Origin of the sequence: Nocardia sp. JMUB6875 (genome assembly GCF_041154655.1) — a bacterium.
Taxonomy (GTDB): Bacteria; Actinomycetota; Actinomycetes; order Mycobacteriales; family Mycobacteriaceae; genus Nocardia.
On record NZ_BAAFGR010000011.1, the window covers coordinates 28,036 to 47,064 of the forward strand.

General features: G+C 69.6%; 14 protein-coding genes. 12 read left to right on the forward strand and 2 right to left on the reverse strand.

What is annotated here, in order from left to right; all coding sequences use genetic code 11:
• The first annotated feature begins 27 nt into the window (after positions 1–27).
• From ACAM49_RS04710 to ACAM49_RS04730, 5 genes are all read left to right on the forward strand, one after another.
• Positions 28–2,862 (forward strand): circularly permuted type 2 ATP-grasp protein, encoded by a 2,835-nt coding sequence (locus ACAM49_RS04710; protein WP_369634205.1) that lies wholly within the window; start codon positions 28–30, stop codon positions 2,860–2,862.
• Complete coding sequence (locus ACAM49_RS04715) at positions 2,862–3,725, forward strand: transglutaminase domain-containing protein (RefSeq protein ID WP_369634206.1); 864 nt, start codon at positions 2,862–2,864, stop codon at positions 3,723–3,725. Before ACAM49_RS04710 ends, ACAM49_RS04715 begins: the two co-directional genes overlap by 1 nt.
• A 3-nt stretch (positions 3,726–3,728) precedes the next feature.
• Positions 3,729–4,715 carry a putative zinc-binding metallopeptidase gene (locus ACAM49_RS04720; RefSeq protein WP_369634207.1) on the forward strand — a complete coding sequence of 329 codons (987 nt, stop codon included), beginning with the start codon at positions 3,729–3,731 and terminating at the stop codon, positions 4,713–4,715.
• Positions 4,716–4,935: 220 nt separating this feature from the next.
• On the forward strand, positions 4,936–6,738 hold the full coding sequence (leuA, locus tag ACAM49_RS04725) for a 2-isopropylmalate synthase (protein WP_369634208.1): 1,803 nt from the start codon (positions 4,936–4,938) through the stop codon (positions 6,736–6,738).
• A gap of 136 nt (positions 6,739–6,874) precedes the next feature.
• Positions 6,875–8,641: a MinD/ParA family protein gene (locus ACAM49_RS04730; protein ID WP_369634209.1), complete on the forward strand. Its 1,767-nt coding sequence runs from the start codon at positions 6,875–6,877 to the stop codon at positions 8,639–8,641.
• A 57-nt stretch (positions 8,642–8,698) separates the two neighbouring features.
• Here ACAM49_RS04730 and ACAM49_RS04735 read toward each other — a convergent pair whose 3' ends face one another.
• Together ACAM49_RS04735 and ACAM49_RS04740 are read right to left on the reverse strand one after the other, a co-directional pair.
• The gene (locus ACAM49_RS04735; protein WP_369634210.1) at positions 8,699–9,688 is read right to left on the reverse strand and encodes an LLM class F420-dependent oxidoreductase; all 990 of its coding nucleotides are present in this window, start codon (positions 9,686–9,688) and stop codon (positions 8,699–8,701) included.
• A gap of 64 nt (positions 9,689–9,752) precedes the next feature.
• Positions 9,753–10,652 carry a LysR family transcriptional regulator gene (locus tag ACAM49_RS04740; protein WP_369634248.1) on the reverse strand — a complete coding sequence of 300 codons (900 nt, stop codon included), beginning with the start codon at positions 10,650–10,652 and terminating at the stop codon, positions 9,753–9,755.
• A 276-nt stretch (positions 10,653–10,928) separates the two neighbouring features.
• On the opposite strand from ACAM49_RS04740, the gene ACAM49_RS04745 reads away from it, so the two are divergent.
• From ACAM49_RS04745 to ACAM49_RS04775, 7 genes are all read left to right on the forward strand, one after another.
• A complete protein-coding gene (locus tag ACAM49_RS04745; protein WP_369634211.1) occupies positions 10,929–11,879 on the forward strand; it encodes an EamA family transporter in 951 nt (316 codons plus the stop codon).
• A gap of 30 nt (positions 11,880–11,909) precedes the next feature.
• A complete protein-coding gene (locus tag ACAM49_RS04750; protein ID WP_369634212.1) occupies positions 11,910–13,676 on the forward strand; it encodes an FAD-dependent oxidoreductase in 1,767 nt (588 codons plus the stop codon).
• Between the two features lie 64 nt (positions 13,677–13,740).
• Complete coding sequence (locus ACAM49_RS04755) at positions 13,741–14,361, forward strand: pyridoxamine 5'-phosphate oxidase family protein (protein ID WP_369634213.1); 621 nt, start codon at positions 13,741–13,743, stop codon at positions 14,359–14,361.
• Positions 14,362–14,449: 88 nt separating this feature from the next.
• Positions 14,450–15,706, forward strand: a complete 1,257-nt coding sequence (locus ACAM49_RS04760; RefSeq protein ID WP_369634249.1) for a MurT ligase domain-containing protein — start codon at positions 14,450–14,452, stop codon at positions 15,704–15,706.
• Positions 15,703–16,416, forward strand: coding sequence for a type 1 glutamine amidotransferase (locus tag ACAM49_RS04765; RefSeq protein WP_369634214.1), 714 nt, complete (start codon positions 15,703–15,705; stop codon positions 16,414–16,416). Before ACAM49_RS04760 ends, ACAM49_RS04765 begins: the two co-directional genes overlap by 4 nt.
• Before the next feature lie 76 nt (positions 16,417–16,492).
• A complete protein-coding gene (locus ACAM49_RS04770; protein ID WP_369634215.1) occupies positions 16,493–18,145 on the forward strand; it encodes a GMC oxidoreductase in 1,653 nt (550 codons plus the stop codon).
• Between the two features lie 98 nt (positions 18,146–18,243).
• A complete protein-coding gene (locus ACAM49_RS04775) occupies positions 18,244–19,026 on the forward strand; it encodes an ion transporter (protein ID WP_369634216.1) in 783 nt (260 codons plus the stop codon).
• Positions 19,027–19,029: the final 3 nt, after the last annotated feature.

Below are 19,029 nucleotides of genomic sequence, written 5' to 3' on the forward strand. Positions count from 1 at the left end.
GCAGGCATACCCGGGGATGTGGTTGCGGTGACAGTGCTGGACGCGGTGCCACCCGGTGACGCCATGCCGGAAGAGCCCGATCGGTGGAATACCCTCGCGGCGCGGCGCGGCGTGCTCGAGGATTTCGCGAGTTACCGTGCCGCCGCGGCCGATACCGGCGCGCTCGACGCCTGTGGCCTGCCCACCGGCGGCTACTACGACGAACTCGTCGACCGCGACGGCCGCCTGCGCACCATGTGGGCCGACCTGTCCGCCGACTTCCTGGACCAGGGCCGCGAGGGCCTGCGCCGCATCGACGGCCGGGTCCGCCGCCTCATCGAGGACGACGGCATCACCTACACCGAACTGACCACCTCCGAGGAACCCGCGAACCCGTCCCCGTGGCGGCTGGACCCGATCCCGCTGCTGCTCTCCGATACCGACTGGGCCGCCCTGGAATCCGGTGTGGTGCAACGCTCCCGGTTGCTCGACGCGCTGCTGACCGATGTGTACGGGGCGCGGCGCACCCTCACCGAGGGGCTGCTGCCGCCGCAGCTGGTGTTCGCCCACCGCGGGTATGTGCGTGCGGCACACGGCATTTCGCTGCCCGGCCGGCATCAGCTGTTCCTGCACGCCTGTGACGTCAGCCGCTGGAGCGACACCGGCTTCCGGGTGCTCGCCGACTGGGCGCAGGCCCCCTCCGGCGCGGGCTACGCGCTGGCCGATCGCCGCGTCGTCTCCGCCGCCATTCCTGAGGCCTTCGAACTGGCCAGCCCGCGCCCGCTCACGCCGTTCGTGCGCGCCATGCGCCTGATGCTCATCGAGGCCGCGCCGCAGGCCGGTGACGAGGATCCCGTGGTGGTGGTGCTGAGCCCGGGCGTGCACTCCGAAACCGCCTTCGATCAGGCATATCTGGCGTCGGTCCTGGGTTTCCCGCTGGTGGAGAGCGCCGACCTGGTGGTGCGGGACGGCCTGCTGTGGATGCGCTCGCTGGGCACCCTGAAGCGGGTCGACGTGGTGCTGCGCCGGGTGGACGCCGAATTCTCCGATCCGCTGGATCTGCGACCGGATTCGCGGCTGGGCGTGGTGGGACTGGTGGAGGTGCTGCGCCGCGGCGCGGTCGCGGTGGTCAACACGCTGGGCAGCGGGTTGCTGGAGAATCCGGCGCTCTCGGCGTTCCTGCCTCGCCTGTCGCGGCAGCTGCTGGACGAGGAGCTCACCCTGCCGGGCATCGAATCCTATTGGGGTGGTGAGGATTCCGAACGCTCACACCTGACCGCCAATTTGCACCGGCTGATCCTGCGCTCCGCGGTGGACGACACCACCGTCTTCGGCCCCCTGCTGACCGCCGTCCAGCGGGCCGAGTGGCGGGCCCGCATCGAGGCGGAGGGCTGGAAGTGGGTCGGGCAGGAACCCGCGCGGTTCTCGGTGGCCCCGGCTGTCGACGGCTCCGGCGGACTGGCCGCAGCACCCGTCGCGGTGCGGCTGTTCTCGCTGGCCGGTCGCGTCGGATATCGCGTCATGCAGGGCGGTTTGGGGCAATTGCATCAGCGCGGCGGACCCGACGGCATGATCGGTGAGGCCGCCGCCAAGGACGTCTGGGTGCGTGCCGCGCCCGCCGCCGTCCCGGCCGTACCCGCCGTCGAGGTGCCCCCCGCAGTCGAGGTGCCGGAGGAGCGCGAGCGTCGGGTGGCCGCCGTCGCCTCGGTGGATGTGGTCAGTTCCCCGCGCGTGCTCGACGACCTGTTCTGGCTGGGCCGCTACGGCGAGCGCGCCGAGGTCACCGCGCGGCTGCTCAGCGCCATCCACGACCGGCATCAGGACTACCGGTACCGGCCGTGGATGGAGGGCGCGGAGGCCATGCCCGTCCTCATGGCCGCCCTGAGCCGGATGACCGGCGCCGCACTGCCGCCGCCGAGACAGACCGCCGCGCAACGGGATACGGCGGAGAAGCGCCGCAACCGGCGCAAACAATCGCAATCGCAATCCCAATCGCAGGGCCAATCCCAGTCCCAGTCGCTGTCCCCGCGCCGCCGCGAGTACTCCGACGAGCCGACCGTCCCGATCGCCCTGCCCGGCGCGTCCCGCCGCGACCACGACTACCTGGTCGCCCTCACCGTCGATCGCGAACTCCCCGGTTCCGTCGCCTTTTCCGTGGAGCGCTACGCGAAAGCCGCACGCGCCGTGCGTGATCAGCTCTCGCCCGACACCTGGATGGTGCTCGGCTCCATCGACCGCGCCCTCGCCGAATACCGTGGGGTCCGCGGTGATCGCGGCGCCGCGCTCTCGGCCGTCCACTCCAAGACCCTGTCCGGCCTGCTGGCGCTCACCGGCATCGACGCCGAATCGACCGTGCGCGACACCGGCTGGCATGTCATGGATATCGGCCGCCGCCTGGAGCGCGCGCTGGCGCTGTCGTCCCTGCTGGCCGCGGCTTTGACCGACTCCTACCCGCCCGAGGTCGGCCGGGTGGTGACCGACGCGGTGCTGACCGCCACCGTCTCCGCCGTGAGTTACCGCCGCCGCCACCGGGATTCGGTCCGCATCGCCGCGGTCGCGGGCCTGCTGCTGTTCGACGACCACAATCCGCGCTCGCTGGCCTACCAGCTGGCCCGCCTGGACGACGACTTCCTGGCCCTGCCCGGAGCATCCGGATCCTCACGCCCGCAACGACTCCTGGCCGACGCCCAGCGCATGCTGCGCCGCCTCGACCCCGCCGACCTGGAGGTCACCGACGCCGACGGCCACCGCACCGAACTGGCCGAACTGCTCGACGGCGTCCACCTGCGGCTGCGCAAGATATCCGAATCCTTCGAGGCCACCCGGCTTTCGGTGCCGCGCGATATCCAGCCCCTGTGGGGCTCCACCCGGGTGGTGGGCTGATGCGCCGCCTGCGAGTCCTGCACCGCACCGTCTACGTGTACTCGGATGTCGTCAGCAGCTCTTACGGCCGCGCGTATCTCACCCCGCGTGAATTCCAGGGCCAGCACCTGCTCTCGCACGACATTCGGGTCGACCCGATCCCGTCGGACCGCTCGGTCGGCACCGATGTCTACGGCAACACCACCTTCTACTTCCACGTCACCGCCGAGCACCGCCGCCTCGAGGTGACCGGCGAATCCCTGGTCGAGATCGCGCCCCCGCCCGCGCCCGAGGATCAGCCGACCTGGGAGCAGGCCCGCCCCAATGCCGGAAACGGCCCGCTCGCAGTCGAATTCACCCTCGACCTGACCCCGCCGGAGATCATTCCCGAGGTCACCGCGTACGCCGCGGAATCCTTCCCGCCCGGCCGCCCGCTGCTGGAGGCGGTGAAGGAACTGACCACCCGCATCCACACCGACTTCACCTACGAATCCGGCTCCACCACCGTCAGCACCCGCGTCGCAGACGTCTTCGCCGACCGCCGCGGCGTCTGCCAGGACTTCGCCCGCCTCGGCATCGCCTGCCTGCGCTCCCAGGGCCTGGCCGCCCGCTACGTCTCCGGCTATCTCGCCACCGACCCGCCCCCGGGCAAGGAGCGCATGGTCGGCGCGGACGCCACCCACGCCTGGGCGGCGGTGTGGCTGCCCGGCGACGACTGGATCGGCTTCGACCCCACCAATGATCAGTTCGCCGACGACCGCTACGTCACCGTCGGCTGGGGCCGCGACTACGCCGACGTCCCGCCGCTGCGCGGCATCATCTACACCGATGCCAAGGAATCCACCATCACGGTCTCCGTGGACGTCGCCCCCGTGGAGGATTGAGTCGTGCGCGATTTCGCCTGCCCCCGCTGCGGTCAGCAACTGGCTTTCGAGAACACCGTCTGCCTCGGTTGCAATTCCGACATCGGGTTCAGCCTCGAGACGAGGGCGCTGCTGCCCGTCGATTCCGGGAAGTTCGCGATGTGCGCGAACCAGTTTGTGGCGCAATGCAACTGGCTGGTCCCGGCCGACGGCGCGCCCGGCCTCTGCGAATCCTGCCGCCTGACCCGCCGTCGCCCGGCCGCGCTGGAAGACAAGTGGCTCACCGCCTTCGGGGAGGCCGAGGCCGCCAAGCGCCGCCTGGTCGTCGAACTCACCGAACTCGGTTTGCCCCTCACCGACCGCACCGCCGATCCCGAGCTCGGCCTGGCCTTCGATCTGCTCTCCAGCGCCGACGATCCCGTCACCACGGGTCATGAGAACGGTGTCATCACCCTCGACCTGGCCGAGGGCGACGATCTGCACCGCGAGCGCCTGCGGGTGGAAATGGACGAGCCCTACCGCACCCTGCTCGGCCACTTCCGTCACGAGATCGGGCACTACTACCAACTGCTCCTGGTCACCGACGAGCACGCCACCCGCTTCCACGACCTGTTCGGCGATCCCTTCGCCGACTACCAGCAGGCCCTGGACCGCCACTACGCCGAGGGCGCGCCACCCGGCTGGGAGAACACCCACGTCTCCTCCTACGCCACCATGCACCCCACCGAGGACTGGGCCGAGACCTTCGCCCACTACCTGCACATCCGCGACACCCTCGACACCGCGGCCGCCTTCGGCTTCGCCCCGGCCGGGGCGACCCTGGACCGCGCCCCGATCGGCGCCGCCGCCTTCGACCGCATCATCGAGCTCTGGCTGCCCCTGGTGTGGGCGCTCAATATGATGAATCGCGCCATGGGCCACCGGGATCCGTATCCCTTCGTGCTGGCCGACCCGGTTCTGGACAAAATGCGCTTCATTCACGAACTCTGCGTGTCCGCCGCGCAGGGGTGACACACTCGGACCGTGCTGGCGCAGACCTCGGGTGTGGCCCCCGCCTCCCCGGCTTCCGGGCTTCTATTGCCCGCATGTAAACTCGTGATCATCATGCAGCGGGCACTTCTCCTCGGCCGCCGCGACGGGTTCTGATACGGACCGGCTCCCGTCGCGGGGATGTGCCGTGCCGGTCTACCCCATACCTGGGATCCAGCCACACCCTCGGAGATAAATCGCCATGTCCCCTGCTGACGCTTTCGTATCCGGTACGCGCAACATCACCCCGCCGTCCAAGCCCGCGCCCGCCGACCAGCCCGCCTGGAACACCCAGAAGAACTCCTCCATGCCGGTGTTCCGGTACCGGCCCTTCGCCGAGGAGGTCGAGGCGGTCGAGCTGCCCGATCGCACCTGGCCGGACAAGATCATCGACCGCGCGCCCGGCTGGTGCGCCGTGGACCTGCGCGACGGCAACCAGGCGCTGATCGATCCGATGAGCCCGGCCCGCAAGCGCCGCATGTTCGACCTGCTGGTGCGCATGGGCTACAAGGAGATCGAGGTCGGCTTCCCGTCCGCCTCGCAGACCGACTTCGACTTCGTCCGCGAGATCATCGAGGACGGCGCGATCCCGGACGACGTCACCATCCAGGTGCTGACCCAGTCCCGTCCCGAGCTGATCGAGCGCACCTTCGAAGCCTGCGCCGGCGCGGCGAACGTGATCGTGCACTTCTACAACTCGACCTCGATCCTGCAGCGCCGCGTGGTCTTCCGCGCGGACCGCGACGCGGTCAAGAAGATCGCCACCGACGCCGCCAAGCTGTGCCTGGAGGTCGAGAAGCGCTACCCGGACACCAACTGGCGCTACGAGTACAGCCCGGAGTCCTACACCGGCACCGAGCTGGACTACGCCCGCGAGGTGTGCGATGCGGTCTCCGAGATCATCCAGCCGACCCCGGCCAAGCCGCTGATCATCAACCTGCCCGCGACCGTGGAGATGGCGACCCCCAACGTCTACGCCGACTCCATCGAGTGGATGCACCGCAACCTGGCCCGCCGCGACTCCATCGTGCTGTCGCTGCACCCGCACAATGACCGCGGCACCGCCGTGGCCGCCGCGGAACTGGGCTACCAGGCCGGCGCCGACCGCATCGAGGGCTGCCTGTTCGGCAATGGCGAGCGCACCGGCAACGTCTGCCTGGTCACGCTGGGCATGAACATGTTCTCCCGCGGCATCGACCCGCAGATCGACTTCAGCAATATCGACGAGATCCGCCGCACGGTCGAGTACTGCAACCAGCTGCCGGTCGCCGAGCGCCACCCCTACGGCGGCGATCTGGTCTACACCGCCTTCTCCGGCTCGCACCAGGACGCCATCAACAAGGGCCTGGACGCCATGAAGGCCGCCGCCGACGCGCAGGGCGCGGACGTCGACGACATCGTGTGGGAGGTTCCGTACCTGCCCATCGACCCGAAGGACGTCGGCCGCACCTACGAGGCCGTGATCCGGGTGAACTCGCAGTCCGGCAAGGGCGGCGTCGCCTACATCATGAAGACCGATCACGGGCTGGTGCTGCCGCGCCGGCTGCAGATCGAGTTCTCGCAGGCCGTCCAGAAGATCACCGACGGCGAGGGCGGCGAGGTCACCCCGAAGGAGATGTGGGACGTCTTCTCCGAGGAGTACCTGACCCCGATCCTGCCGCTGGAGCGCATCCGCCAGAAGGTCACCGCCTCCGAGGTCGACGGCGGCGTCGACCACATCGAGGCCGTGGTCAAGGTGGACGGCGTCGAGCACGCCGTCGCCGGTGAGGGCAACGGCCCGCTGGCCGCCTTCGTCGACGCGCTGGCCACCATCGACTACGACGTGCGCGTGCTGGACTACAGCGAGCACGCCATGTCCTCCGGTGACGACGCCCAGGCCGCGGCCTACGTCGAGGTCGCCATCGGCGACCAGGTCACCTGGGGCGTCGGCATCGCCACCTCGATCACCACCGCCTCGCTGCGCGCGGTGGTCTCGGCGGTCAACCGAGCTGCTCGTAAGAGCTGAATGAAAGCGCTGGTAGGAGAGCCCGTCTCGACTTCGTCGAGGCGGGCTCGCCACGTCTGGAGGGCTCGAGAATGCTAGCGTTGGGACGCAATAGCGCCGAGCTCTCTGTTCGAGCTGTCGAGCAGATGGGGGACACGTGACCACGAAAGATCAGAATTCGACCTCGAAGCCTGCCGAGCAGGAGGACGTCGACGATGCCGTGAAGGCGTCGGAGGCGGACGCGGCAGCGCTGGACGAGTCCGCCGAGCCGAAGGAAGGCGGGGCCGACTCCGAGGATCAGGTGGCCGGGTTCTTCCCGCCGGTGCCGGACTCGATCGACCAGACGGTGCACATGGGCGGGGGGCCGTTCCCGGGTGGACCGGGCGGCCCGAATCCCTTTGCCGCGCCCGGTCCGTTCGCGGGCCCGGAAGGCCACAATCCCTTCGCGCCGGGCGGTCCCGGGCCCTACGGCCCGCCGGGCTTCCCGCCGCCGGATTCCGGTCAGTTCGCACCGCCGCCGAATCCCGGTGCGCCGAACGGTTTTCCGGCCCCGGGAGGGCCGCTGGGCGAGGTCGTCGACCATACGCCGTACGGCGATATCCGCCAGGAGATCGGCAGCGACGGCATGGTGCGCCGGGTCTTCCCGGACCAGGCCGGAGCGCCGGGCGAGGGCGAAACGCCCATGGAGCCCGGACATTTCGGCGGACCGGGCCAGCCGGGCCAGTTCGCGCCGTCCAATGATCAGCCCGGCGGGCCGATCTACAGCTGGTCGCCGCCCCCGGCCGCGCCGCCGCAGCAGCAGCAACCGCCGCAGCCGCAGGTGGGCTTCCAGCCGGGCTGGAACCCGCAGTCGCAGCCGGGTTTTCCGCAGCAGCAGCCGGGCGGCTTCGGGCAGCAGTACGGCCAGCAGCAGATGCCGCCGGGACATTCGGTCAACGACCTGAACCTGTTGAAGCGGGCCAAGCGCGCGCCGCGCAGCGGCTGGCGCCGGGCCATACACAAGGCGTCCGGCGGCGCCATCAATCCGGGCGAGTCGGCCGCGGATGTGGTGTACCGGCAGCTGGTGGACCGGGTCAACCAGCCGGTGCGCGGGGACTACCGGATCGCCATCCTGTCGCTCAAGGGCGGCGTCGGAAAGACCACCACCACGGTCGGTCTCGGCTCCACCTTCGCCTCGCTGCGCGGTGACCGCGTCATCGCCATCGACGCCAACCCGGACCTCGGGACGCTGGCGCACCGAGTGCCCCGGCAGACCCGCTCCACGGTGCGAAACCTGTTGGAGGACGGGCACATCAGCCGGTACTCCGATGTGCGGGCGCACACCTCGCAGGCCCCGAGCCGACTGGAAGTGCTTGCCTCCGAACAGGATCCGGCGGTGTCGGAGGCGTTCTCCGAGGCCGACTACCGCAAGGCCATCGGCATCCTGCAGCAGTTCTACAACATCATCCTCACCGACTGCGGCACCGGCCTGATGCACTCGGCCATGTCCGGCGTGCTGGATATGGCGAGCTCGCTGGTGCTGGTCACCTCCCCGGCCATCGACGGCGCGCGCAGCGCCTCGGCGACCCTGGACTGGCTCGACCACCACGGCTACCACAAGCTGGTGGAGCGAACCGTGGTGGTGGTCAACGCTTCTCGCAAGGGATCGTCCACGGTGGACCTGGATCAGCTGCGCAAGCTGTTCCTGGACCGCACCCGCGCGGTGCAGGTGGTGCCGTTCGACGATCACCTGGCCGAGGGCGCGGAGATCGACCTGGAACTGGTCGGCAAGCCCACCCGGCGCGCACTGCTGGAGCTGGCCGCCATGGTGGCCGACGATTTCGGCTATCACGCCGCGCAGCAAGGGTTCCCGCCGCAGGGCGGCTACCAGCAGCCGCAGGGTGGATACCCGCCGCAGCAGGGCGGCTATCCGCCTCAGCAGTAGAAACAGCGAAATGCCCTGCGGTTCAACGGAACCGCGGGGCATTCTGCTGCCGGAGAGTTAGTTCCCGACCAGGGGAGCCAGCGCGCGACCCGCCAGCTCGACGACACCCGCCTCGTGGCCGTTGTTGACGATATTGACGATGATGCCGTCGATGCCCTGATCGAGCACCCGCGTCTGGATCTGCTCGGCGACTTCGTCCGGGGTGCCGACGAATTGGCGATCCGCCGGGGTATTGCGCAGCGCCTCGGTCGGAATGGCGCCCAGGTCGGCGATGCCCATCCGGGCCAGCATCTCGGCCTGGGTCTTGCGCGCGCGATCGCCGTCCTCGTCGACGATGACGAAGGCCAGGAAGCTGGTCTCCAGGGTCTTCGGATCGCGGCCCACCTCGTCCAGGCGGGCGTGCAGGGCGTCGAGCTTGCGCGGCAGCTCCGAGGCATTGCAGATGATGTTGAGGTGGTCGGCGAAGCGCGCCGCCAGCCCGAAGGTCTTCTTCTCGCCGCCACCGCCGAGCAGGATCGGCAGGTCGTCGCGCACCCGCGGCTCGTTCATGGCGTCCTGGGTGCGGTACCACTTGCCGTCATGGGTCGAGTGCTGTCCGCGCAGCATCGGCGTGATGATCTCGAGGGCCTCCTCGAGCTTCTCGAACCGCTCGGTGAAGGTGCCGAAGTCGAAGCCATAGGCCTGGTGCTCGAGCTCGAACCAGCCGGCCCCGATGCCCAGTACGGCCCGCCCCCGGCTCACCACGTCCAGGGTGGTGACTGTCTTGGCGGTGAGCGCCGGGTTCCGGTAGGTATTGCCGGTCACCAAGGCGGACAACTGAATCCGCTCGGTCGAGGCCGCCAGCCCGGACAGCGCCGTGTACGCCTCCAGCATCGGCTCCTCGGGCGCCCCGAGCAGCGGCAATTGGTAGAAGTGGTCCATGACGAAGGCCGCGTCGAACCCCGCCGCCTCGGCCTCGCGCGCCTGCGCCACCACCGCCGGGAACAAGTCCCGCGGCGCGACCCCGTAGCTGAAGTTCGGCATCTGATACCCGAGTCGAATGCTCATGCCGCCACGCTAAAACTTGGAGTGCACTCCAAGTCAACCGCTGAATTCGGGTGGCCGGGGACCGCTACTCCGCCCCGGTAGCGCGCCGGGCGGCGGCCCGGAAGGCGGCGATCACCATGGCGACCGCGGGGCGCTTGTCGGCGTGCGGTCGAGTGGCCAGGTCGTAGACGCGGGCCGCGCGGACACCGGCCAGGCGCAGCATGACGAGATCCGGATGGCGGACCGCGTAGCGCGGCATCAGCGCCACGCCGTACCCGGTGGCCACCAGCGCCTCGATCACGCTGAATTCGTTGAGCCGCTGGGCGATTCGCGGCTGGACACCGGTGACCGTGGCGATCGAGCGCAGCACATCGTCGACCGGGAAGCCGGTGCGGACGCTGACCCAGGTCTCATCGGACAGTTCGGCGGGCACCACCGCACCCTGCCGGGCCAGCCGGTGGTCCGGAGCCACCACGACATCGATCGGTTCCCGCATGAGCACCCGCGACGCCACGCGCGGCCCGCCCAGCGAGGGAGCGCGCTCGTCGCGGTGGGTGAGGACCACGTCGTAATCGGCCAGCAAACCCGGGACCTCGCTCGGCGGCACGTCCTCGTCGGCCGCCACCATCTCCACGCCGCTGCCCTCCAACTCGGCCAGCACATGCGGCAGCAGCAGCGTCGCGCCGGAAGGGAAGAGCGCCACCCGAACCCGGCCGCGCGGCGATCCGCGATACTCGGCCATCTCCGTGACCGCGCGTTCCATCGCCTCGAGCACCTCATCGGCCCGGACCACGAGCGCCCGCCCGGCATCGGTCAGCCGCACCCGCCGGCCGTCGGGTTCCAAGAGCGCCACGCCCGCCTCCCGGGCCAATACCTTCAACTGCTGCGACACCGCCGACGGCGTCATCGACAGTGCTTCGGCCACCGCGGCAACCGTTCCGCGATCGGCCAGTTCGCGCAGCACGCGCAGCCGCTCGAGCGACATGAGCGGCCCGGCGGGTGTCTCCGTCCGCTCGGTTCCGACCGGCTTGGCCGCGACCACCCGCCGCGCCCGGGCCGGGGTGCTCGGCGGCGTGCCGGTCTCCGCGCGGGTGGGACCGCGCGACACATCCGGCGTGGCATCGCCGGGCGTGTCCCGGCTGACGCGGCGTGGAGGCGGGACCGAGCGGGGTGGATCTGTTTGCACCGTTAAGTTGTACTACACCGTTCTTGCAGAATTATTCGATTGTTCTTACCTATTAGCGCCCGCAAGATCTTCGGCATGACCAATCGCGATCGACTGCTCGGGCTCACCGTCGTGGTGCTGTGGGGCCTGAACTTTCTGGCCATTCATGTGGGGCTGGAGCACTTCCCGCCGTTCTTCTTCGCGGGACTGCGGTTCGCCGTGATCGCGATTCCGGTGCTGATCTTCGTGCCGCGGCCGCGGGTGCCGTGGAAGTGGCTGCTGCTGTACGGGGTCGGGTTCGGGATCCTGCAGTTCGCGTTCCTGTTCACGGCCATGCGGACCGGGATGCCGACCGGTCTGTCGTCGCTGGTGTTGCAGTCGTCCGCGCCGTTCACCGTGCTGCTGGGCGCGGTCTTCCTGCGGGAGCGGCTGCGCGGCATCCAGCTGGCGGGCATCGCGGTGGCCATGGCCGGGATGGCCGTGATCGGTTGGGACCGTTCGCATCACGCGGCGCTGCTGCCGCTGCTGCTGACCCTGCTCGGCGGATTGGGCTGGGCCTTCGGCAATATCGGCTCCCGCTTGGCCGCGGCCGAATCCGACGGCGTCAACCCGCTGCACCTGACCCTGTGGATGGCCGTGGTGCCGCCGATCCCCATGTTCACGCTGTCCGCGCTGACCGAGGGCACGACCACCGGCTGGAACGACCTGCTGGACTCCTTCTCACCGAGCGGCTGGCCCGCCTTCGCCGCCCTGGCCTACATCGTGCTGCTGGGCACCATCGCCGGTTCGGGCCTGTGGACCTATCTGATGAGCCGCTACCCGGCGAGCACGGTGGCCCCGCTGTCGCTGGCGGTGCCGGTCGTCGGCATCGCGGCCTCCTGGGCCTTCCTGGACGAGACTCCGTCGGCATTGGCCCTGGTCGGAGCCGTGATCGTGATCGTCGGAGCGTTCACCGCGACCTCGGCGGGCCGTCGAGCCCCAAAATTCCGGGGCATCAGTCTGAAAATTTCCACCCCAACGGACCATCTGTCTGCGACAGCTCCTTAGGATCCTCCCCAGGCGTGGGAGGTAACGGGTATGGCAGGACAGCGTTTGTCCGTCACGCGGCGGACAGTGCTGCGTGGAGCGGTAGCGGCCGGGGCGATGGCGGGGACGGTGGCGGCGGGGGCCGCGCGGCCGACCTCCGCCCGAGCCGAGTCCGGGCGTCGGGTGGCGGTGCTGGGCGGGGGAGTCGCGGGTCTGACCGCCGCCCACGAACTGGCCGAACGCGGCTTCGAGGTGACCGTCTACGAGCGGCGGGCGCTGGGCGGCAAGGCGCGCAGCATCGTGGTGCCGGGCAGCGGCAAGGACGGGCGGCCGGAACTGTGGGGTGAGCACGGATTCCGGTTCTTCCCCGGCTTCTACCGCCACATCCCCGACACCATGCGGCGAATCCCGTTCGCGGGCAATGCCAACGGTGTGTGGGACAACCTGGTCGCCGCCCCGGAGGCCCGGTTCTCGCGCACCGACGCGGACGACACCCTCATCCCCATGGGCAAGTTCGGCAAGATCTGGTCCACCCCGGCCGACTTCCGGGAGACGGTCGGCTCGGCCATCGCGACATCCACCAGCATGGGCACCGCGGACGCCCTCTACTTCGCGAATCGCCTGCTGGTCTTCAACACCAGCTGCGACGCCCGCCGCTACGGCCAATGGGACCAGGTCTCCTGGCGCGACTACGTCGGTGCGGGCAAGCGCTCCAACGAATTTCGCATGCTGCTCTCGCGGACGCTCACCACGCTGCTGGTGGCCGCCAAGGAGGACAAGGCCAGCACCCTGACCATCGGCACCATGGGCGAGCAGTTCCTCGGCAACCCGCTCGAGGTCGCCAATGACGGTGCGCTGGACCGGCTCCTGAACGGGGCCACCAACGAGGCGTGGATCGACCCGTGGGTGAACCGGCTCCGGGAACTGGGTGTCACCTTCGTCAATGCCGAGGTGCGCGGCCTGGAGCTCGACGGCGCCCGCATCTCCGGTGCGCGCGTGGTCGATTCGTCCGGATCGGCCCAGACGGTCACCGCCGACCACTTCGTGAGCGCCATGCCGGTAGAGGTGGCCCGCACCCTGTGGACCCCCGAGATCCTGTCGCTGCGACCGGAATTGGCGGGCATGAGCCAGCTCACCGTGGACTGGATGACCGGTATCCAGTTCTTCCTGCGCCGCCGCACCGATATCGCGCGCGGCCATGTCGCGTATGTGGATTCGCCGTGGTCGCTGACCTCCATCTCCCAGGGCCAGTTCTGGAACCGCACGCCGGTCACCGGTATGGGCGACGGCACCGTGCAGGACTGCCTGTCGGTGGACATCTCCGACTGGAACACCCCCGGCATGCTCTACGGCAAGACGGCCAAGGAGTGCACGCACGAGGAGATCGCCCGCGAGGTGTGGGCACAGCTCAAGGCGCACCTCAATGATCGGGCCGATCTGCTGCGCGACGACGATCTGCACTCCTGGTTCCTCGACACCGGAATCGGCTGGGATGCCGCGCAGAAGCGCAATACCAATGCCGATCCGCTGCTGATCAATACGGCCGGATCCTGGGCGCTGCGCCCGGAATCGCACAGCGCCGCACTCGGAAACCTGTATCTGGCAGGCGATTACGTACGCACCAACGTGGACCTCGCCACCATGGAGGGTGCGTCCGAGGCGGCCCGCACGGCCGTCAACAAGATCCTCGACGTCTCCGGCTCGGATGCCCCGCGCTGCAAGCTGTTCACGCTCTACCGCTCGGAAGCGCTCGAACCGTTCCGGCAGCTGGACACGGCCCGCTTCGCGGCGGGGCAGCCGAATATGTTCGACGCCTAGGGAATTTCTCACAACGGGGGAAATTCGCTGGTGCGCAGGTGTGCCGGGCGCGTTGAATCGAGTCATGAGCGAGATCACCGACCCGGCCGAACTGCGTGAACTCCTGGGGGAGCCGAACCCGCGCGCCGTCGCCAAGGAGCGCGTCGCGCTGCACGAGCGGGACAAGCAGTGGATCGCGAATACGCCGTTCGTGGTGCTGTCCACCAGTGACGCCGAGGGGAATTGCGACGCCTCCCCGAAGGGTGATCCGGCCGGTTTCGTGAAGGTGCTCGACGATCACACCATCGTGATTCCCGAGCGCCCGGGCAATCGCCGCGCCGACGGCTACCTGAACATCCTGTCCAATCCCCATGTGGGCGTGCTGTTCCTGATCCCCACCCGCGGCGAGACGCTGCGCGTGAACGGCCGCGCCCGGCTGGTCCGGGACGCACCGTATTTCGACGACATGGTGGTCAAGGGCCATCGCCCGATCCTGGCCATCGAGATCGACATCGAGCAGATCTTCTTCCACTGCGCCAAGGCCATGCTGCGCAGCAACCTGTGGAAGCCGGAGAAGTGGGCCGAGGTCGATATGCCCTCGCACGCGACCATGGTCAAGGAACTGCAGCCGGCGACTCCGGAAACCGTGGAGCAGCTGGAGGATTACTACGCCAATCACTACGAGGAGCTGCTGTACAAGAGCTGAGTGCGGCGTAGCTCACGTCCGCGGCCCGGGCACCGCCCGCACGTCACACCCGCCGTCCCCATAAACTCGCGTCGTGGCAGACATCTCGATGCGCGGACAGCTGGCGCTGCGGGCGGCGACGGCCGCCTCGTGGGCCTCCCGGCGGGCCGGGCGCGGCAACGGCTCCATGATCGGCGGGCTGATCGCGCTGAAGATCGACCCCTCGCTCATGGCGCAACTGGGTCGCGGCAAGCGCACGGTGCTGATCACCGGCACCAACGGCAAGTCGACCACCACCCGCATGACCACCGCGGCGCTGCAGACGCTCGGCTCTGCCAATGGCCGAGGACTCGGCAGCGTCGCCACCCAGGCCGACGGCGCCAACATGGACGCGGGCATCGTGGCCGCGCTCACCGCGCACCGCACCGCGCCGCTCGCGGCCATCGAGGTGGACGAACTGCATCTGCCGCATGTCGCCGACGCGCTGAACCCGTCGGTCGTGGTGTTGCTGAATCTCTCCCGCGACCAGCTCGACCGGGTCGGCGAGATCAACATGATCGAGCGCCGCCTGCGCGAGGGCATGGCCCGGCATCCCGCGGCCGTGCTCATCGCCAACTGCGATGACGTGCTGGTGACCTCCATCGCCTACGACCACCCGAACGTGGTGTGGGTGTCGGCCGGCAGCGGCTGGTCGGTGGACGCCACCAGCTGCCCGCGCAGCGGCGAGCCCATCGTGTGGGAGGGCGAGCACTGGTACAGCACCGGCGCGGATTTCAAGCGTCCGGAGCCGCAGTGGCGGGTCGACGAGCAGGGGCTGCACGGGCCGAATGGATTGGAAATCCCGCTCTCCCTTGCCCTTCCGGGACGGGCGAATCGGGGCAACGCGGCCCAGGCCGTGGCCGCCGCCGTCGCGCTGGGTGCGGATCCGGTGAAGGCCGCCGCCGCCACCGGCACCGTGCGCGAGATCGCGGGCCGCTACCGCAGCGTGGACGTGGACGGCCGCAGCACCCGCATGCTGCTGGCCAAGAATCCGGCCGGCTGGCAGGAGGCGCTGTCCATGATCGACCCGGCCGCAACGGGTCTGGTGATCGCGGTCAACGGCCAGGTGCCCGACGGCGAGGACCTGTCCTGGCTGTGGGATGTGCGCTTCGAGCACTTCGAGGGCACCCAGGTGGTGGCCGCGGGCGAGCGGGCCACCGATCTCGCGGTGCGCCTGACCTACGCTGGAGTCGAGCACATCACCGTCGCGGATCCCTTGCGCGCCATCGCGTCCTGCCCGCCCGGCCGCGTCGAGGTGCTGGCCAACTACACCGCGTTCCGCGACCTGAATCGCGATCTCGCCGAGCAGCAGGGGGTCAAGGCATGAGCAGCGAATCGACCGTCCGCATCGGCCTCGTCCTGCCCGACGTCATGGGCACCTACGGCGACGGCGGCAATGCCGTGGTGCTGCGCCAGCGCGCCCGTATGCGCGGCTACACCGCCGAGATCATCGAAATCCCGCTCACCGAGCCGGTTCCCAACTCGCTCGACGTCTACACCCTGGGCGGCGCGGAGGACAGCGCCCAGCGCCTGGCCACCCGCCACCTGCAGCGCTACCCGGGCCTGCAGGAGGCCGCCGGGCGCGGCGCGCCGGTGCTGGCCATCTGCGCGGCCATCCAGGTGCTCGGCCACTGGTACGAGACCTCCTCGGGCGAACGGGTCGACGGCGTCGGCCTCTTCGACGTCACCACCTCGCCGCAGGACAAGCGCGCCATCGGCGAGGTCGCCACCCAGCCGCTGATCCCCGGCCTCTCCCAGCCCCTCACCGGCTTCGAGAACCACCGTGGCGGAACCAAACTCGGCGGGGACGCCAAGCCGCTGGCGCGCGTCACCAAGGGCGTCGGCAACGGCGTGGGCGACGGCCTCGAGGGCGTCGTGCAGGGTTCGGTGCTCGGCACCTACATGCACGGCCCGGCGCTGGCCCGCAACCCGGAACTCGCCGACTATCTCCTCTGCCGGGCCCTGGGCGTGGATTCGCTTCCGCCGCTGGATCTCCCGGAGGTCGACCAGTTGCGCCGGGAACGCCTGCGCGCCTGATCGGTTCCATTCCGGCTGTGATTCCTCACGAAGGTGTTGAGGGGTCTCCGCCCTCCCGGTAATCTCGCGCGCGGCCATGCGTACAGAGGGAGGTGGCCGGTTGCGTAGACGCGCCGTGCTCAAGGCTGCCGGGATGGCGGCCCTGCTGGCGGGCGCCGGGACGGGTGCCGCCACGCGCGGCGCCGGTACGGCCTCGGCCAATCCGCTGTGGAACGCGCTGTTCCAGGCCTGGGTGCCGGAAATCTTCGCGCCGCTACCGGATCCGCCCGAACACAGCGACGCCATCGTCATCGGCTCCGGTTTCGGCGCCGCGGTGACCGCGCTGCGCCTGGCCGAGGCGGGCGTGCAGAACTCGGTGCTGGAACGCGGTTCCCGCTGGCCCAACGATCCCTGGCGGGAGATCTTCACCGGCGACGATCTGCCCGACGGCCGCGGCTTCTGGCATCGCACCAGCTTCACCGGCGTCACCCGGGTGCCCATGCCGTGCGCGGATTTCGGCGGCGTCCTGGATGTCACCGAGTACCCGGGCATCGACGTGTGGCGGGCCGCGGCGGTCGGCGGCGGGTCGATCGTGTTCACCGGCGCCATGGTCGCGCCGCCGAAGCACCTGTTCGACCAGGTCTTCCGGGGCGTGGTGAGCTACGACGAACTGGATTCGGTCTACTACCCGCGGGTCCGGCAGATGCTGCGGCTGTCCACCATGCCGCCCGACGTCTACGACTCCGCGCCCTTCGCCCACTCCCGCATGTGGGATCAGCAGGTGCGGGCCGCGGGATACGAACCGCAGGCCAATGATTCGATCTTCAACTGGGATGTCATCCGCTCCGAACTGTCGGGCGGCTGCCGCGCGTCGGCGACCGCGGCGCGCAGCAATCTCGGAAACTCCAACGGCGCCAAGTTCGATCTGAACCAGAACTATCTGCGCTACGCCGAGGGCACCGGCAAATCGGCCATCTTCCCGGGCCACCGGGTCGACTCCATCGGCCAGGACGGCTCCGGCAAGTACGTGGTGTCGGTGACCAAGCTTTCCCCCACCGGCCAGGTGCTGGGCACCCGCACCCTCACCTGCGATCGCCTGTTCCTGGGCGCGGGCTCGATCGGCACCTCCGAACTGCTGGTGCGCGCCCAGGCCACCGGCGCCCTGCCCAATCTCAACGAGCACGTGGGCGACGGCTGGGGCACCAATGGCGATGTGGTGCTGGCGCGCAGCTTCACCTCGCCGTCCGCGGCCGGCGGCGGCGTGCCCAGCGCCAGCCGCATCCTCGACGAGTCGGGCATGCCGCTGCACCTCGAAAACTGGTACGTCCCGGGCATTCCCGTGGACACCGGCGCGATCGCCTCGCTGGGCATCGTGCTGGATCCGACCCGCGCCCGCTTCGGCTACGACCGCGGCCGCAATGCCGTCGGGCTGAGCTGGCCCCGGGAGGCGCAGGATCGGGTGGTGGCCGCGTGCCGCGCGGTCGATCACAAGGTGGCGCACGCGGGCGGCTCGATGGTCGACTACACGCCGATCGGCTATGACGCGCAAGGCTTCTTCACCGCGCACCCGCTGGGCGGCGCGGTGCTGGGACAGGCCACCGACGGGTACGGCCGGGTGCACGGGCACCCGGGTCTGTACGTCATGGACGGCGCCGCCATTCCGGGCAGCACCGCCACGGTGAACCCGTCGCTCACCATTACCGCTGTGGCCGAACGCAATATCGAGGCGATCATCCGCGCCGGGCGGTAGGTCGCACACCGCGGAGCGGTAATTCGCACCGCAGACCCCCTTCCCGGTCATTTGCGCCGACTACGCTGGCGGGACCGTTCGATGAGGAAGGGGACGTCGTGATCGAGGCCGGCGCACCGGAGGCGGAGGAGTTTCCCCACAAGCCACCGGTCCTGTGGATGGACTTCGTCATGCTCGCCCTCGCGGTGGTCTCCGTCGCGCTGGTCGTCTGGGTGACGTTCTTCCCGGTCGCGGACCAGACCTACCGGGTCATCCGAATCCTCGACTACGGCATCTGCGCGGTGTTCCTGGCCGAATTCCTGTGGCGCTGGCGGCGCGAGGGCTGGAGCTGGACCTTCCCCTTCGTCTACTGGTACGAGGTCCTGGGCATGATCCCGGTGACCAGCCCGTTCTTCCGCGGCTTCCGGTTGCTGCGCATCGTGGTGATCGCGGTCCGGCTGGGCCGGGTCGCCGACCGCGCCTTCGGCGACCGCATCACCGCCGCCCTCGTGAACCGGTCGGTCGGAGCGATCGTCGACGCGATCAAGCGCCCGGTGACCGTGGCGGTGCTCGAGGAGGTCGCCGACGTGTTGCGGACGGGCCGGTACACCCGCAATATCGCGAGCGCGCTGGAGGAGAACCGCTCCGAGATCGACCAGATGATCCTCGAAATCATCCGGCAGGACCCGCAATTGGGCCGGGTGCGCTATGTCCCGTTCCACGAGGACATCATTCGCGGCATCGCCGACGCCAGTTTCCGCGTGGTCTTCCAGGTGCTGGCCGATCCGCGCACCGACGAACTGGTGGCGGATGCGCTGCGCGAGAACATCAATCAGATCCGCGCGGCCGTGCACGCGGGGGAGCGGGTGGCCGAGTCCATCGACCACCGGCCCCGCGCCTGAGCC

Bases quoted from the DNA above. Each gene is read 5' to 3' on its own strand.
- ACAM49_RS04715 (WP_369634206.1), top strand. From the start codon at position 2,862: ATGCGCCGCCTGCGAGTCCTGCACCGCACCGTCTACGTGTACTCGGAT.
- leuA (WP_369634208.1), top strand. From the start codon at position 4,936: ATGTCCCCTGCTGACGCTTTCGTATCCGGTACGCGCAACATCACCCCG.
- ACAM49_RS04735 (WP_369634210.1), bottom strand. From the start codon at position 9,688: ATGAGCATTCGACTCGGGTATCAGATGCCGAACTTCAGCTACGGGGTC.
- ACAM49_RS04740 (WP_369634248.1), bottom strand. From the start codon at position 10,652: ATGTCGCTCGAGCGGCTGCGCGTGCTGCGCGAACTGGCCGATCGCGGA.
- ACAM49_RS04745 (WP_369634211.1), top strand. From the start codon at position 10,929: ATGACCAATCGCGATCGACTGCTCGGGCTCACCGTCGTGGTGCTGTGG.
- ACAM49_RS04750 (WP_369634212.1), top strand. From the start codon at position 11,910: ATGGCAGGACAGCGTTTGTCCGTCACGCGGCGGACAGTGCTGCGTGGA.
- ACAM49_RS04755 (WP_369634213.1), top strand. From the start codon at position 13,741: ATGAGCGAGATCACCGACCCGGCCGAACTGCGTGAACTCCTGGGGGAG.
- ACAM49_RS04760 (WP_369634249.1), top strand. From the start codon at position 14,450: ATGCGCGGACAGCTGGCGCTGCGGGCGGCGACGGCCGCCTCGTGGGCC.
- ACAM49_RS04765 (WP_369634214.1), top strand. From the start codon at position 15,703: ATGAGCAGCGAATCGACCGTCCGCATCGGCCTCGTCCTGCCCGACGTC.
- ACAM49_RS04770 (WP_369634215.1), top strand. From the start codon at position 16,493: ATGCGTACAGAGGGAGGTGGCCGGTTGCGTAGACGCGCCGTGCTCAAG.